This window comes from Streptomyces sp. HSG2 (genome assembly GCF_016598575.1).
GTDB lineage: Bacteria > Actinomycetota > Actinomycetes > Streptomycetales > Streptomycetaceae > Streptomyces.
In genome coordinates this window covers 1,564,099-1,578,929 of record NZ_CP066801.1, presented here as the reverse complement: position 1 = coordinate 1,578,929, position 14,831 = coordinate 1,564,099, and the positions used below count along the sequence as shown (strand labels likewise).

The 14,831-nt window shown below is 70.7% G+C and carries 14 protein-coding genes and 2 tRNA genes; 10 read left to right on the top strand and 6 right to left on the bottom strand.

Annotated elements, in window-relative coordinates:
- Positions 1-83 precede the first annotated feature (83 nt).
- Positions 84-797, top strand: coding sequence for a transferase (locus JEK78_RS06385; RefSeq protein ID WP_200263131.1), 714 nt, complete (start codon positions 84-86; stop codon positions 795-797).
- A gap of 283 nt (positions 798-1,080) precedes the next feature.
- Entirely contained in the window at positions 1,081-1,245 is a 165-nt protein-coding gene (locus JEK78_RS06380; RefSeq protein WP_200264327.1) for a hypothetical protein, read from the top strand.
- A 19-nt stretch (positions 1,246-1,264) separates the two neighbouring features.
- On the opposite strand, the gene JEK78_RS23230 is transcribed toward JEK78_RS06380, so the two are convergent.
- A complete protein-coding gene (locus JEK78_RS23230; protein ID WP_242483368.1) occupies positions 1,265-1,819 on the bottom strand; it encodes a recombinase family protein in 555 nt (184 codons plus the stop codon).
- A 292-nt stretch (positions 1,820-2,111) separates the two neighbouring features.
- On the opposite strand from JEK78_RS23230, the gene JEK78_RS06370 reads away from it, so the two are divergent.
- The 3 genes from JEK78_RS06370 (at position 2,112) to JEK78_RS06360 (ending at position 4,168) form a co-directional block, all read left to right on the top strand.
- Positions 2,112-2,573, top strand: a complete 462-nt coding sequence (locus JEK78_RS06370; protein WP_200263130.1) for a molybdenum cofactor biosynthesis protein MoaE — start codon at positions 2,112-2,114, stop codon at positions 2,571-2,573.
- Between the two features lie 269 nt (positions 2,574-2,842).
- The gene (locus JEK78_RS06365) at positions 2,843-3,007 is read left to right on the top strand and encodes a hypothetical protein (protein ID WP_200263129.1); all 165 of its coding nucleotides are present in this window, start codon (positions 2,843-2,845) and stop codon (positions 3,005-3,007) included.
- Between the two features lie 63 nt (positions 3,008-3,070).
- Positions 3,071-4,168 (top strand): PDZ domain-containing protein, encoded by a 1,098-nt coding sequence (locus JEK78_RS06360; protein WP_200263128.1) that lies wholly within the window; start codon positions 3,071-3,073, stop codon positions 4,166-4,168.
- A gap of 28 nt (positions 4,169-4,196) precedes the next feature.
- Here JEK78_RS06360 and JEK78_RS06355 read toward each other — a convergent pair whose 3' ends face one another.
- On the bottom strand, positions 4,197-4,739 hold the full coding sequence (locus JEK78_RS06355) for a PPA1309 family protein (protein WP_200263127.1): 543 nt from the start codon (positions 4,737-4,739) through the stop codon (positions 4,197-4,199).
- 584 nt (positions 4,740-5,323) lie between these two features.
- On the opposite strand from JEK78_RS06355, the gene JEK78_RS06350 reads away from it, so the two are divergent.
- From JEK78_RS06350 to JEK78_RS06335, 4 genes are all read left to right on the top strand, one after another.
- Positions 5,324-8,281, top strand: a complete 2,958-nt coding sequence (locus JEK78_RS06350) for a UPF0182 family protein (RefSeq protein ID WP_200264019.1) — start codon at positions 5,324-5,326, stop codon at positions 8,279-8,281.
- A 61-nt stretch (positions 8,282-8,342) separates the two neighbouring features.
- A tRNA-Met gene (locus JEK78_RS06345) sits at positions 8,343-8,416 on the top strand.
- Between the two features lie 228 nt (positions 8,417-8,644).
- Entirely contained in the window at positions 8,645-10,492 is a 1,848-nt protein-coding gene (locus tag JEK78_RS06340) for a tetratricopeptide repeat protein (RefSeq protein ID WP_200263126.1), read from the top strand.
- A 121-nt stretch (positions 10,493-10,613) separates the two neighbouring features.
- A tRNA-Met gene (locus JEK78_RS06335) sits at positions 10,614-10,687 on the top strand.
- 84 nt (positions 10,688-10,771) lie between these two features.
- Here the strand turns inward: JEK78_RS06335 and JEK78_RS06330 are convergent.
- Both JEK78_RS06330 and JEK78_RS06325 read right to left on the bottom strand, forming a co-directional pair.
- The gene (locus tag JEK78_RS06330; RefSeq protein ID WP_200263125.1) at positions 10,772-11,368 is read right to left on the bottom strand and encodes an NADAR family protein; all 597 of its coding nucleotides are present in this window, start codon (positions 11,366-11,368) and stop codon (positions 10,772-10,774) included.
- Positions 11,369-11,434: 66 nt separating this feature from the next.
- Positions 11,435-11,851, bottom strand: a complete 417-nt coding sequence (locus JEK78_RS06325; RefSeq protein ID WP_200263124.1) for a Fur family transcriptional regulator — start codon at positions 11,849-11,851, stop codon at positions 11,435-11,437.
- 152 nt (positions 11,852-12,003) lie between these two features.
- On the opposite strand from JEK78_RS06325, the gene JEK78_RS06320 reads away from it, so the two are divergent.
- On the top strand, positions 12,004-13,455 hold the full coding sequence (locus JEK78_RS06320) for a catalase (RefSeq protein WP_200263123.1): 1,452 nt from the start codon (positions 12,004-12,006) through the stop codon (positions 13,453-13,455).
- A 96-nt stretch (positions 13,456-13,551) separates the two neighbouring features.
- On the opposite strand, the gene hisN is transcribed toward JEK78_RS06320, so the two are convergent.
- Both hisN and JEK78_RS06310 read right to left on the bottom strand, forming a co-directional pair.
- Complete coding sequence (gene hisN, locus JEK78_RS06315; RefSeq protein ID WP_200263122.1) at positions 13,552-14,352, bottom strand: histidinol-phosphatase; 801 nt, start codon at positions 14,350-14,352, stop codon at positions 13,552-13,554.
- A 108-nt stretch (positions 14,353-14,460) separates the two neighbouring features.
- Positions 14,461-14,784, bottom strand: coding sequence for a multidrug efflux SMR transporter (locus JEK78_RS06310; protein WP_200263121.1), 324 nt, complete (start codon positions 14,782-14,784; stop codon positions 14,461-14,463).
- Positions 14,785-14,831: the final 47 nt, after the last annotated feature.

Below are 14,831 nucleotides of genomic sequence, written 5' to 3'. Positions count from 1 at the left end.
TGAACACTCCGTTCCTCAGGTCCGGTCCCGGTGATGCTAGCCGCCCGGGGAACGGCCACCGACCACACACAGGAAGGCCACCGATGCCCACCATCCGCCTCGGCGACTACCTCACCGCTCCTACCAGCGGAATGCTGGACGGCACCCCCTACGAGCACCTGGAGAAGAGCGAGCTGTCCGACTTCCTCGCGCTCTGGGAGGACGGGCACCGCCAGGCCCTCGCCCGGATGTCGCACCGCATTCACCCCACCGCGCAGATCCACCCGACCGCGATCATCGGCGACGACGTGATCATCGGGCCGCGCGTACGCGTGTGGGAGTTCTCCACCGTCCGCGCCGGCTCCGTACTCTGCGCGGACGTCTCGGTCGGCTTCAACTGCGAGGTCACCCGCTCCTTCCTCGGCGAACGCGCTGTCCTTGGCCACCGCATCGGTATCAACCGCACCCTCGTCGGAGCCGACGCCCACCTGTCCGCCAACCTGACCGTCGCGGCCATCAGCATGTGGAGTCCTCACATGAGCAACCCTGAACGGGAGATCATCCTGCGTACTCCCGACGGCCTCTACCGCTGTGGCACACCGCAGTTCGGCGCGCTGATCGGCGACCGGGTCCAAACCGGCAACAGCATCAGCCTCGGCCCCGGCCTCGCCCTCGGCCGCGACTGCCGGATCGCCAGCGGCGTCACCCTCGCCGCACGCACCATCCCCGACCACAGCATCATCACCGCGCCTCACACTGCTGACGTCCACGTCCGACAGCGACCCGCACATCGCGGCAGGATCAACGCGGGAGCATGACACCACGGGCTCACTGCCCCACCGGCCACCCGCAGGGGTGTAGATCCGTCCGTGGACCGGGTACGCCGAGGGCGTCCCGTTCCCTGTGGTGCGGCGGATCAACGCCGCCGCGGGGACGCGGAGCTTGCCGGCGAGGAGCGCGACCCCAGCACCGCACGGAGGTGGCTCCCGGAGTTCCGCGCTGGCTTTGTAGGTGAGTTCCAGGAGCGTCTGATGCTCAACGGCGGGAACGCCCGGTTCCACGGGAGAGTGATGTTGCCGAGTTCTGGGAACGCCTCGGTGCTTGCTTCGGGACCATGGTTGTGCTCTGCACGACGAGGGGGCCGGGGTGCCGCCGAAGTCCAAGGTCGATCTGTACGCGGCGATCCGCCGTGATGCCAGGACCGGCATGTCGGTGCGTGCTCTCAAGCGGAAGTACGGCGTCGCCCTCTCTGTCAAAGTGGGATGAGTCGGGTAGAGTGACCGATTCATTCAGTCGAGGGCGGAGAAGGAGGAGTGCCCGCGGTGGCCGGCATCAACAACCACGGGGCCCCGGATCCGCAGGTGACACCCCGATCGTCCGGCCCGCGCCGGTACTCGGCGGAGTACAAGGCGAAGATCCTGGCCGAGTACGAGACCTTGGGCAAGCAGGCCAAGGGGGCCTTGCTGCGCAGGGAGGGCCTGTACTCGTCGCTGATCACGAACTGGCGGCAGCAACGGGACAAGGGCGCCGAGGCGGCGCTCGCCGCGCCCGCGCGGCGCCGCAGCACGGTGTGCAGCATGTCGTCGATGATGACCGGCGGCCGGCCGCCGTGCTTGCCCTTGCGGGCCGCGGTGTCGAGACCCTCCAGCGTCGACTCGTGGATGTTCTCCCGCTCGGTCTCCGCCATCGCCGCGAAGAAGGCAAACAGCAGCTTCCCCGGCCCGGTCGGATCGTAGATGCCGGGCAGCGGTCCGGCGAGCATTTCCAGGACCAGGCCGTGGGCGGTGAGGTGGTCGGCGAGCGCGGTGAGTTCGGCGGCGTCGCGGCCGAGCCGCTTCATCTCGTACACGGTTGTTCCGCAGCCGCTCCTGGTCCTCCTCCAGCAGCGTCCAGACCTCGATCAGGTCCTCCGGCTCCCACTCCTGCCGCACCCCAGACTCCTTCCGGTCGTCATGACCGGACCAACCTCGCCGAGCACGGCCCCCGATGAGCCCAGAAGATCAAAAACGCTGACAAGCACACCCCAGATCCGCTACAGAGAGCTACTTGTCACTTCGCCGCAGCTTCGGGAGAACAGGGCCGAGGAGGAGGCGGGGCCGCCTTCGGCCCGCCACGTGGGGGACGATGGTGCCATGACTTCCAGTAGCGACCCCCGTGACGGGTTCTCCGGACCGGGCGTGATCCGGTTGGTCGGGATCCGGCGGACACCGCTCTCGGTGGACGAGGTCTTCGGCGCCGTCGGGCACTCGGCCGCCGGAGGCGTCTCCCTCTTCGTGGGCACGGTCCGGGACCACGACGGCGGGGCCGCCGTCGAGTCGTTGTCCTACTCCTCCCATCCCGGGGCCGAAGCCGAGTTGCGGCGCGTGGCCGAACAGGTCGTGGCCGCCCATCCCGTGCGTGCCCTGGCGGTACTGCATCGTGTCGGCGACCTGCGGATCGGCGACCTCGCGGTCGTGGCCGCGGTGGCCTGCGCGCACCGGGGCGAGGCCTTCGACGCCTGCCGGAACCTGGTCGACGCCCTGAAGCACGAGGTGCCCATCTGGAAGCACCAGGGCTTCGCCGACGGCACTCAGGAGTGGGTCGGTGTCGGGTAGCGGCATGCCGGTGGTTTCGCGCTCGACGCGCCGTCGGGCGGCTCGGGTGGGGTGGCGGAGTGGTCCGCGGCGTCCGTTCCCGCGGCAGCGCGCCGCCGCGCGCGAGGCCACAAGTCCCCCCGCCGCGGGGGCTCTAGGAGCGCGGGCCTCGGGGTCGGTGGCGTCGTGTCCGGGTTGCGCGACCGCCTCGCGACCCGGAGCGTTGTCCCCGTGGGCGGTCGACGTGTCGACCGGTCGGGCCAGGACGCTGTAGGGGTCGGGAGGCCGGTGTGGAGTCGCTCTTGTGGTTGCTGATCCCGCTGCTCGTCGCCGTCGGCGCGAGTCTGTGGGGCGGGTGGGCCGGCCGGACCCGGAAGGCTCGAGGCGACGGCCCGGAGCTGGAGGGGTACGCCCGTTTCCGTGCCGCCATGGAGAAGCCGCGCTCCGGCGTCTGAGGGGTGGCGGGCGGAGGATCGCCCTGACGGTGCTCCGACAGGAGTGTCCCGTACTGTCGAGGCATGCCACGCCGCACCGCGACGATGCTCGCCTCCACCCTGATGCTGATCGCGCTTGTCTGCGCCGGGGTCTTCGTCCCCGTGCCGTACGCGGAGATGACGCCGGGGCCGACGGTGAACACTCTCGGTGACCACGATGGCGAGCCGGTGCTCCAGATCTCGGGCCACCGCACCTACGAGACGAGTGGTCACCTCAACATGACCACCGTTCGGGTGACCAGCGCCGACTATCGGATGAATCTGGTGGGGGCCGTCTACGGTTGGCTGGCCCAGAACAACAAGGTCGTTCCGCACGACACCCTCTACCCGGACGGGAAGACCGAGGAGGAGTCCAGCCAGGAGAACGCCGAGGAGTTCAGCCAGTCACAGGAGAGCGCCACGGTCGCCGCCCTGGAGGCGTTGGACATCCCCGTGACTTCCCGGGTGGTCGTCTCGACCGTCGCCAAGGACTCGCCCGCCGAGGGGGCGCTGCACGCCGGCGACGTGATCAAGGAGGTCGACGGCACTCCGGTGGAGGAGCCCTCGGACGTGGCGGACCTGGTGACCGAACGCCACCCGGGAGAGGACGTGGTCTTCACCGTCGTCCCCGCCGAGGAGCAGGCCGCGGCGGAGAAGGAGAACCGGACGGCCACCACCACGACCGAGGTCACGGTTCCGACCACGGAGTCGGACGACTCCGGTGAGCCGAGGGCGGTCGTCGGGATCGTCGCCGGCACGGACCACACCTTCCCGTTCACCGTCGACATCCGGTTGGCCGACGTCGGGGGCCCCAGCGCCGGCCTGATGTTCGCCCTGGGCATCTACGACAAGCTCACCCCGGATGACCTCACCGGCGGCGCCTTCGTCGCAGGCACCGGCACCATCGACGACGCGGGCGAGGTCGGCCCGATCGGCGGCATCGAGATGAAGACCGTAGGTGCTCGGAACAAGGGCGCCGAGTACTTCCTGACGCCGGCCGAGAACTGCTCGGCGGCGGCCCAGGACGTGCCCGACGGACTCACCCTGGTCAGGGTCAGGACCATGGCGGACGCGGTGTCCGCGCTGGAGCACATCGCCGCCGGCGAGATGGAGAACGTGCCGGTCTGCGCGACCCAGGGGTGAGGGCGAGGACCGGCACGCCACGAACCGGCTAGGACGCGAAGGTCGCCGAGAGGGCGTCGGCCAGGCCCGGGACCAGATCGGAGCCGGTGAGGACCTCGGTGGGGGAGTCCTTCTCCCGCAGCCGAAGCGCGGACTCCCGCGATCCGTCCCGCAGCACCGCGACCGTCATCCGTACCTCCCGTCGCTCCGGGTGCTCCGCGACCCAGGCGTTCAACCTCTCCTCGTCCATCCCGGCCGGCACTTGGGCCTCGGCGGAGGGCGGGAGCATGAGGCGCTCGACGCTCAGGGCACAGCCGGTCACCGCCTCGGGCCAGGCGATGGTGCCCAGGAAGCTGTCCAGAGGCCGGTCGGCGGGGACCTCCTCCTGCTCGATGGGGGTCAGGCCGTCCGAGTGCTCGGCCTCCTCCAGGCCGATCCGGTCGGCGAGCGAGGGCTGCTCCGCCCGCAGCCGGGCGGTGTCGACGAGGGCGAAGAGGCGGGCGGGCAGGTCCCAGCCGAGGCCCGCGACGTACTCGTCGATCTCCAGGACGGCTCGGGTGAGCGGGTTCGCGGCCATGGGGGTGTCGGACATGGTGACGGGGTCTCCTTCGCGGCTGCCCCGCGTCTCGGGGCGAGGGGAACGTGGGCTCCCGCGCCGCCGGCGCGGGCGGCGGTGGGGGCGCTTCGGGGCCGGTGCGCGCCGCGGTCAGCGGGCGCGCCCGCTCGGGTACGCGGCGGTGGAGCCGGGTGAGCGCGGGCGTACGCCGCTCGCCGCCACGTCTCCGACGTGTGGTTCCGGCCTCGATCGCCAGGCGATCCGCTTCGGGGGTCGCATACCGGGATCATCCCACGGTGGTGTCCGGGCCCGGACGGTCCGGGGTGCCGGTGCACGCCCGCCCCTGTCGTGGGCTCCCTCGCCCGCCACGGGGACGAACATCACACCCGCCGTACGACCGGCTCGTCGCGAGGGTCCTTCTCGGGGCCGTCGCCGCCCGGTTGTCGTGCGGGGCGGTGGGCCGAAACCCGCCCCGTTCCGGGCCCCGGATCGGGAACCGAGTAAACGATGAGTAAGTTGCATATGTGTGGGCCCACGGACACCGGGCGCACGGACGGCCCCCGGACCCGGGGGCCGACGGTTTCGACAGCGACTTCTAGGGGCGCACCTTGGCTTTCCAGATGCCGGACCGCGGCGGAGGCCCGACAGGGCCACGGATCAGAGTGGGCCGCCCGTCCCGACGGGTCCGGACCCTGCTGCTGACATTGGGCGTCCTGGCCGTCCTCGGCATGGTGTTCACCATGTTCGCGGGCTTCTGGACGGATTGGCTCTGGTACCGGTCGGTCGACTACGCGTCGGTGTTCACCACCACGCTGTGGACCAAGATCGGACTGTTCGCCGTCTTCGGTGTGTTGATGGCGCTCGCCGTCGGCTTCAACATCTGGCTGGCCCACCGGCTGCGTCCGCCGCTGAGCGCCATGTCGTTGGAGCAGCAGAACCTCGACCGGTACCGCGTGGGGATCGCGCCGTTCAAGAAGTGGCTGCTGCTCGGGGTCACCGCCCTGATCGGCCTGATCGCCGGGGCATCGGCGGCCGGTCAGTGGCGGACGTGGCTGATGTGGGTGAACGGTGTGCCCTTCGGGCAGCGTGACCCGCAGTTCCAACTGGACGTTTCCTTCTACGCCTTCGACCTGCCCTGGTACCGCTTCCTGCTCGGGTTCGGCTTCGGCGCCGCCGTTCTCTCGCTGATCGCCGCGGCCCTGACGCACTACCTCTACGGCGGCCTGCGCGTCACCAGTCCGGGCGCCCGCGCCACGGCGGCGGCCACGGGGCACCTGTCGGTGCTCATCGGGGTCTTCGTCGCCCTGAAGGCCGTGGCCTACTGGCTGGACCGCTACGGGCTCGCGGTCAAGTCCAGCGACTTCCGGGCCACCGAGAACTGGACCGGTCTGCGCTACGTCGACGCCAACGCCTACCTGCCGGCCAAGACGATCCTCTTCTGCATCGCCGTCATCTGTGCCCTGTTGTTCTTCGCGACGCTGTGGCGGCGGACCTGGCAGCTGCCGCTCATGGGTTTCGGTCTGATGGTGCTGTCGGCGATCCTGATCGGCGGGCTGTACCCGGCGCTGGTGCAGAAGTTCCAGGTCGACCCCAACGAGCAGGCCAAGGAGGCGCCGTATGTGGCGAAGAACCTCGAGGCCACGCGCGACGCCTACGGGATCGACGGCACCGACGTCTCCGAGTACAAGGGGGAGACCGACACCGAGGACCTGACCAAGCTCCGCGACGACGTGCACGACGTCGCCAGCATCCGGATCATGGACCCGAACATCATCTCGCCCACCTTCCAGCAGCTGCAACAGATGCGGAAGTACTACGCCTTCCCGGACAACCTGGACGTCGACCGCTACCGCAAGGACGGCCAGGACCAGGACACCGTCATCGGTCTGCGCGAGCTGAACCTCGCCGGTGTCGACAAGAAGAACTGGATCAACACGCACTTCCGCTACACCCACGGCTACGGGGTGGTCGCCGCCAAGGGCACCGAGGTCGACTCCCGGGGTCGGCCGGTGTTCACCGAGTCCGATCTTCCCTCCCAGGGTGATCTCGGCGACTACGAGCAGCGGATCTACTACGGCGAGAAGACCACCACCTACTCGATCGTCGGCGGTCCGCAAAAGGAGATCGACTACTCCGACGACAGCGGCGAGAAGACCTTCAGCTACACCGGTGACGGTGGTGTCGACCTGGCCGGGCCGTTCAACCGGGCCGCCTACGCGATGGCCTTCGGCGAGCCGCAGATCCTCTACTCCGGTGCCATCGGCGACGGCTCGCGGATCATGTACAACCGCACGCCCAAGGAACGCGTCGAGGCGGTCGCCCCCTGGTTGACCATCGACGGCGACGCCTATCCGGCGAAGGTGGGCGACCGGATCCAGTGGGTCGTGGACGCCTACACGACCACCAACGGCTATCCCTACGCCTCGCGCACGACGCTGGGGGACACCACCGCGGACTCGCTCACCGCGGCCAACGACCAGCGAGCCGTGGTGGCCCAGGAGAACCGGGTCAACTACATCCGGAACTCGGTGAAGGCAACCGTCGACGCCTACACCGGCGAGGTGCGGCTCTACCAGTGGGACACCGAGGACCCGGTCCTGAAGACCTGGATGAAGGCCTTCCCGGACACGGTGGAGCCCAAGAGTGAGATCTCCGACGATCTCATGTCGCACCTCCGCTACCCGCAGGACCTGTTCAAGGTCCAGCGGGAGCTGCTCACCCGCTACCACGTGAAGGACGCCAACACCTTCCTCAGCGGCAGCGAGGTCTGGCAGGTGCCGGACGACCCGACGAACAAGTCGGGCGACGCCGTACCGCCGTACTACCTGAGCATGAAGATGCCGGACCAGGACGAGCAGGCGTTCTCCTTGACGACCACGTTCACCCCCAACGGGCGTGACAACCTGAGCGCGTTCATGGCGGTGGACGCCGAGGCCGGCACCGACGGCTACGGCAGGATCAGGATCCTGAAGCTTCCGACCAGCACCACCGTCAACGGGCCGCAACAGGTGCAGAGCCAGTTCAACTCGGAACAGGACATCGCCGAGTCCATCCGGCTGTTGCGCGGCGGCGACTCCGAGGTGGAGTACGGGAACCTGCTGACGGTGCCGCTCGACGGGGGCCTGCTCTACGTGGAGCCGGTCTACGTGCGAGGCGGCGGCCTGAAGTACCCCTTGCTGCGGAAGGTGCTGGTCTCCTACGGGGGCAACACCGCGTTCGAGGACACCCTGGAGGAAGCCCTCGACAAGGTCTTCGGCGCCCAGAGCGCCTCCACCGAGGAGCCCGACGAGGGCGAGGAGTCGACGACGCCGCCGCCAGCCTCCGAGGATCCGACGGTCCAGGAGGCCCTGGAGGAAGCGCAGAAGGCCTTCGACGCGGGCCAGAAGGCCTTGCAGGACAACGACTGGGCCGCGTACGGCGAGTCGCAGCAGGACCTGCGGGACGCGTTGGAGCGCGCGGAGGAGGCCCAGGCCGGGACCTCCGGTGACGCTGCCGACGGCGAGAGCGACGCCGCCGACGAACCGGCTGCCGGCCCCTCGCCCGAAGCCTCCGCCGGCTCCGGGGAGGGCGGCGACTGACCCCGGCGACCGACCCGGTCGGAGTCCGCCCCGCGCCGTGATAGCGTGATCCACACAACGGCGCGGGGTGGAGCAGCTCGGTAGCTCGCTGGGCTCATAACCCAGAGGTCGCAGGTTCAAATCCTGTCCCCGCTACTGACGTCACGTCCGATCGGGACGCGACACCGAAGGCCCGGATTCCTGACAGGGATCCGGGCCTTCGCGTTGTCCGGAGGACCCGCCCGCGCCCGACGGCCGCGCCCCCTAGGGGAGTTCGGCCCCTTGTGTTTGACTTGTCTCTCTGTGGGCATGTCGACAAAACGCCGAAGTGACCACACGGGGCTGCGGTATTTCGGATGGACCGGGGTTGCGGGCGGTGGGACGATGGACGTTATGGGGGACATGGCAACTCTGTTCGGAACTGGACGATTTGCGCGGCCCGCCGGACCCGGACCGATCGCGGGAGAAGTCGACGACGTGGCGGACGAGGCGGCCGAGGAGGTCCGGCGTCGGCTCGCCGCCGAGTCGGGTGACGTCGAGGCCATGAGCGTGCTCGGGGCCATGCTGTTGCGCCGGGGCGATCTGGACGGCGCCGAGACCCCTCTGCGGTCCGCGACCGCGGCCGGCGACCGGGCCGCGGCCAACAATCTGGGCGTCCTCCTGTACCAGCGGGGATACGCCGACGAGGCCGCCGGGTGGTGGCGGATCGCGGCCGTGGCCGGGTCGGCTCCCGCCGCACACGCGCTCGGTCGGTACTTCCGCGAGCGGGGCGACGAACCGGCGGCCGAGTACTGGCTGCGCCAGGCCGCTGAACAGGGCCATGTGCTCGGTGCGTACGCGCTCGCCGCACTCCTCGAACACCGCGGCGAGGAGACGGCCGAGCACTGGATGCGCGTGGCGGCGGAGCGGGGCCACCGGGAGGCGGCCTACCGGCTCGCCCGGATGCTGGACCGAGGGGCCGCGCCGGACGACGCCGAGGACCGGACGCGCGACGACGTCGTGGACGAGGCGGCGTCCGCCGGGGAGGCCCGCGAGGCCGAGCAGTGGTACCGCCAGGCCGCCGCGCGCGGACATCGGCGGGCCGCTCTGCTCCTCGGCGCCATCCTGGAGCGCCGGGGTGACCTCAGGGAGGCCGGGCGTTGGTATCTGACGTCGGCCAGGGACGGCGAGGTCCAGGCCGCCTGCGCGCTGGGGTTCCTGCTGCGCGACGCGGGTGATTGCGAGAGCGCGTCCCGTTGGTGGCTGCGAGCCGCCCGCGAGGGCGACGCCAACGCGGCCAACGCGCTGGGCGCCCTGCACGCCCAGCGTGGCGAGACCGAGACCGCCGAGCGGTGGTACCGGACCGCGATGGAGGCCGGCGACGACAACGGGACGTACAACCTCGGCTTGCTCTGCGCGGAGCGGGGGCGCACCGCCCAGGCCGAGCAGTGGTACCGCCGCGCCGCCTACGCCGGGCACCGGGAGGCCGCCAACGCGCTGGCCATCCTGTTGCTCCGCGGTGGCGACCCCACCGGAGCCGAACCGTGGTTCTCCCGCGCCGCCGAGTCCGGCAGTGTGGACGCCGCCTTCAACCTCGGCATCCTCCACGCCGAGCGGGGCGAGGAGGCCGCGGCGCTGCGCTGGTACGAGCGGGCCGCGGCGGCCGGCCACGCGGACGCCGCGCTGCAGGTCGGGATGGCGCGCCTGCGGGCCGGCGACGAGCCGGGGGCCGAGCGGCACCTGCGAGGTGCCGCCGGCGCGGGCAACGCCGAGGCGGCCTTCCGCCTGGCCGATCTGCTGGACGCCCGTCGCCCTCCGGTCCCCGACCACGGACTCGGCGAGCGGGGCCACGAACGGACGGAGTCCGAGGAGTGGTACGAGCGGGCCGCCACGTTGGGACACCGCCGCGCCCAGGTGAGGATCGGCATGCTGGCCGCCGGTCGAGGGGATGTCGTGGCGGCGGCCCGGTGGTACCGGGAGGCAGCCGAGGCCGGGTCGCGCAACGGCGCGTTCAATCTGGGCCTGCTGCTCGCCCGGGAGGGGAGTGAGCCGGAGGCCGTGCTCTGGTGGCGCCGGGCAGCCGAAGCGGGGCACGGGCGCGCGGCGCTGCGGCTGGCCCTGGTCTTCGCCCGGCGCGGGGAGCTGGTCGAGGGTCGTCGGTGGGCGGACCGCGCGGTGTCCTCCGGACCGGCCGAGGTCGCGGACCGCGCCGCCCGGCTGAGCGAGGCACTGCGCCAGGAGCTGTCGGCGTGACCCGGGGGTGCTGGAGATCCCCCCTCCGGGCGCCCGGTGACCGGGAGCGGAGGGGCGCCGACCTGGGAGCGCTCGCGATTTGCCTCCACGCCGGGGGCTGACGTAACGTTGCGTTCGTCGACGCGGGGTGGAGCAGCTCGGTAGCTCGCTGGGCTCATAACCCAGAGGTCGCAGGTTCAAATCCTGTCCCCGCTACTCACACCGAAGGCCGGATCTCTCAGCGGAGATCCGGCCTTCGGTCTTGCCGCCCCCGCCCGTTTCGTCCCGGAGGCTTGCCCATCACTCCGTGAGGCCCCCCTCGGTGTCCAGCCAGGCTCGCGCCTCCATCAGCGCGAACCCGAGCAGGTTCAGTCCCGGCCAGCGGGTGGGGTCGGTGGCGCCGGCCTCGGAGGTGCCGAGCCCGATGCCCCACACTCGGTCCGTCGGGCTCGCTTCCACCAGTACTCGGCCCCGCGTTCCGAGCAGGTAGGAACAGAGCGTCGGGTCCTGCCCGAACTTGGCCACGTTCCCCGTGACGACCAACTCGAAACGGGCGGCGGCCCAGCGGGTCTCGTCGAAGGCGCGGACCAGCCGCCCCCGCTTCTTCGCCTCCGCGGGATGCCGCGCGGACAGGATCGCCGGGAGCGCGGCGGCGTCGTCGAACAGGCGCGCCTTGCCCGCCATCATCCAGTGCTCGGCGCTTGGGTAGGTGACCCCGTCCACGGTGAACGCGGACGGCCACCACTGGCTGAGGACGGCCGAGTCGACCGAACCCGGCCGCCGAGGCCGGTGGCCCCAGAACATCAGCCACTTCGGCCGCGCGCCCCCGGCGACCAGCGTCGCGAGGTCCTCTCGGGTGCGCGCCTTCGTCGGGTCGCGCGAGTCGACGGTCTCCATGCCGGCGATCTTGCCCGAAGGCGCCGACGAACGGAATCCCCGGCGTCGACTACGGCGAGGCCGGGGTCAGGCCGCGAGGCAGCTCGGGCACAGGCCGCGGTACGTCACCTCGACGTCCGAGACGGTGAAGCCGAAGCGCTCCGCGGCCGGGAGGTCGGCCAGGGGATCGCCGGTGGGGTGGACGTCGCGGATCGAGCCGCACCGCGCGCAGACCAGGTGGTGATGGGGGCGGTGGGCGTTGGGGTCGTAGCGTTTGGCGCGCCGGTCGGTGGCGACCTCGATGACCTCGCCCAGGGAGACCAGCTCGCCGAGGGTGTTGTAGACGGTGGCCCGGGAGATCTCGGGCAGCTTGGCCACGGCGCGCGCGTGGACCTCGTCGGCCGTCAGGTGGACGTGCTCGCCGTCGAGGACCTCGGCCACCACGCGCCGCTGGGCGGTCATGCGCCAGCCGCGCCCGCGCAGTCGTTCCAGAAGGTCGCTCATGTGCGTCAGCCTAGCAGGAGGGGGACCAGGTCCCGACCGGATGTTGTTCTGGATGCGTGTTTGACTTAGACCATGTCTATTGTAGGATTCTGTTCGGCATCAGCCAAGGGACAGGAACCCACGATTTCGCCGGTAGGGCGGAGGAGGCGCACGTGACTCGGATACCGCTCACCACGGAGGCCGGAGCCCCGGTGGCCGACAACCAGAACAGCGAGACCGCCGGGGTCGGCGGTCCCGTGCTCGTCCAGGACCAGCACCTGCTGGAGAAGCTGGCGCACTTCAACCGGGAGCGCATCCCGGAGCGGGTCGTGCACGCCCGGGGTGCCGGCGCCTACGGCACCTTCACCGTGACGGCGGACGTGACCCCCTACACCCGTGCCGACTTCCTCTCCGAGATCGGTCGGGAGACCGAGGTCTTCCTCCGCTTCTCCACCGTCGCCGGCAACCTCGGTTCGGCGGACGCCGTCCGTGACCCGCGAGGTTTCGCGGTCAAGTTCTACACCGAGGAGGGCAACTACGACCTCGTCGGCAACAACACCCCCGTGTTCTTCATCAAGGACGCGATCAAGTTCCCCGACTTCATCCACACGCAGAAGCGCGACCCCTACACCGGGTCCCAGGAACCGGACAACGTCTGGGACTTCTGGAGTCTGAGCCCGGAGAGCACCCACCAGGTGACCTGGCTCTTCGGCGATCGCGGCATCCCCGCCTCCTACCGCCACATGGACGGCTTCGGGTCGCACACCTTCCAGTGGAACAACGCCGCGGGCGAGGTGTTCTGGGTCAAGTACCACTTCAAGACCGACCAGGGAATCAAGAACCTGACCGCCGCCGAGGCGGCCAGGGTCGCGGGCGAGGACCCCGACTCGCACCAGCGCGACCTGCGCGAGGCGATCGAACGCGGCGACTACCCGACCTGGACGGTCGGGGTGCAGATCATGCCCGCCGCAGAGGCCGCGAGTTACCGGTTCAACCCGTTCGATCTCACCAAGGTCTGGTCGCACGCCGACTACCCGGTCGTCGAGATCGGCACCCTGCGGCTCGACCGCAACCCGGAGAACATCTTCGCCGAGGTCGAGCAGTCGATCTTCTCGCCGGCCCACTTCGTGCCGGGCATCGGGCCGTCCCCGGACAAGATGCTCCAGGGCCGCCTCTTCGGATACGGCGACGCCCACCGCTACCGCGTCGGAGTCAACGCCGACCACCTGCCGGTGAATCGCCCCCACGCCACCGAGGCGCGCACCTACGCCCGGGACGGCGTGCTGTACGACGGTCGACACAAGGGCGCCAAGAACTATGAGCCGAACAGTTTCGGCGGGCCCGCGCAGACGGACCGTCCCCTGTGGCAGCCGGCCCCCGTCGCGGGTGTCACAGGCGACCACGCGGCCCCCGCCCACGCCGAGGACGACGACTTCGTCCAGGCCGGGAACCTCTACCGCCTGATGGCCGAGGACGAGAAGGAGCGCCTGATCGCCAACCTCGCCGCCGACATCGCCCAGGTCTCGCGCCAGGACATCGCCGAGCGCGCGATCGGCAACTTCCGCAAGGCGGACGACGACTTCGGCAAGCGGCTGGAGGCCGCCGTCCAGGCCCTGCGCGGCTGATTCCAGCACTGGACCGCTTGTCGTGGCCACGGGCCGGACTCCTCCTCACGGGGGGTCCGGCCCGTTCGGTGTCCGGGGCGGGGCGACCGGCGGAGGTCAGGCGCGGGACCGCAGGCGCTCCAGCAGGTCGTCGTGGAGCAGACCGTTGGACGCGGCGGCGTTGCCGCCGTGCGGCCCGGGGCGACCGTCGAGGCTCGTGAAGGCGCCGCCGGCCTCCGTCACCACGATCGCGTTCGCCGCCATGTCCCACAGCGACAGTTCCGGCTCCGCACAGATGTCCACGGCACCCTCGGCGACGAGCATGTACGGCCAGAAGTCTCCGTAGGCGCGGGTGCGCCACACCTCCCGTGTCAGGTCCAGGAAGCCGGGCAGTCGGCCCTGTTCCTCCCAGCCGCCGAGCGAGGAGTACGCGAAGGAGGCGTCGCCGAGCCGTGGGACGCTGGAGACCCGCAGGCGGGAGGCCGAGGTCAGATTGCGTCCCGCGAAGGCGCCGTGGCCCCGTGCGGCCCACCAGCGGCGGCCGAGCGCGGGTGCGGAGACCAATCCGACCACCGGTTCGTAGCCGGTCTCCCCGGCTTCCATCAGGGCGATCAGCGTCGCCCACACCGGCACGCCGCGCACGTAGTTCTTGGTCCCGTCGATCGGGTCGATCACCCAGCGGCGGGGGCCGGTGCCCTCGGTGCCGTACTCCTCGCCCAGGACCGCGTCACGGGGTCGGGCGCGGGCGAGTTGACCTCGGATCAGTTCCTCCGCGGCCCGATCCGCCTCGCTGACCGGGGTCATGTCCGGTTTGGTCTCGACCCGGAGGTCGATCGCCTTGAAGCGGTCCATGGTCGCCGCGTCGGCCGCGTCCGCGAGAACGTGGGCGAGGCGCAGATCGTCGAGGTAATCGGGCATACCGCCACCGTAGCGTGCCCTGATCGACGCGCGGCCACCCCGGGGCGCGTCGTGCCACGCCCGCCCTCGGGCCCAGCCCGGCGCTTCCCCGCGCCGGCGTCCGGACTCTCAGTGGGTCGATCCGGACAACTGGAGCCCGATGACACCGATGATCACCAGGCTGATGGAGACGATCTTCAGGGTGGAGACCAGGTCGCCCAGGAACACCATGCCGTAGATCGCGGTTCCGGCGGCGCCGATGCCCGTCCACACCGCGTAGGCCGGCCCCACGTCGAGCTTCTTCAGCGCGAGGGTCAGCAGGCCGAAGCTCCCCAGGGCGAAGGCGGCGAAGGCGATCGTCGGCCAGAGGCGGGTGAAGCCGTGCGAGAGCTTGAGGCACACGGCGAAGCCGGTCTCCAGCACCCCGGCCACCACGACCAGCAGCCACGCCATGTCGGTCCTCCCGTCGTCCCCGAACCGCGACCGGGCCGCGGCGCCCG

Bases quoted from the DNA above. Each gene is read 5' to 3' on its own strand.
- JEK78_RS06325 (WP_200263124.1), bottom strand. From the start codon at position 11,851: ATGAGCGACCTTCTGGAACGACTGCGCGGGCGCGGCTGGCGCATGACC.
- JEK78_RS06370 (WP_200263130.1), top strand. From the start codon at position 2,112: ATGACTTCCAGTAGCGACCCCCGTGACGGGTTCTCCGGACCGGGCGTG.
- JEK78_RS23230 (WP_242483368.1), bottom strand. From the start codon at position 1,819: ATGAAGCGGCTCGGCCGCGACGCCGCCGAACTCACCGCGCTCGCCGAC.
- JEK78_RS06355 (WP_200263127.1), bottom strand. From the start codon at position 4,739: ATGTCCGACACCCCCATGGCCGCGAACCCGCTCACCCGAGCCGTCCTG.
- JEK78_RS06385 (WP_200263131.1), top strand. From the start codon at position 84: ATGCCCACCATCCGCCTCGGCGACTACCTCACCGCTCCTACCAGCGGA.
- JEK78_RS06310 (WP_200263121.1), bottom strand. From the start codon at position 14,784: ATGGCGTGGCTGCTGGTCGTGGTGGCCGGGGTGCTGGAGACCGGCTTC.
- JEK78_RS06350 (WP_200264019.1), top strand. From the start codon at position 5,324: ATGCCGGACCGCGGCGGAGGCCCGACAGGGCCACGGATCAGAGTGGGC.
- JEK78_RS06360 (WP_200263128.1), top strand. From the start codon at position 3,071: ATGCCACGCCGCACCGCGACGATGCTCGCCTCCACCCTGATGCTGATC.
- JEK78_RS06330 (WP_200263125.1), bottom strand. From the start codon at position 11,368: ATGGAGACCGTCGACTCGCGCGACCCGACGAAGGCGCGCACCCGAGAG.
- JEK78_RS06340 (WP_200263126.1), top strand. From the start codon at position 8,645: ATGGACGTTATGGGGGACATGGCAACTCTGTTCGGAACTGGACGATTT.
- hisN (WP_200263122.1), bottom strand. From the start codon at position 14,352: ATGCCCGATTACCTCGACGATCTGCGCCTCGCCCACGTTCTCGCGGAC.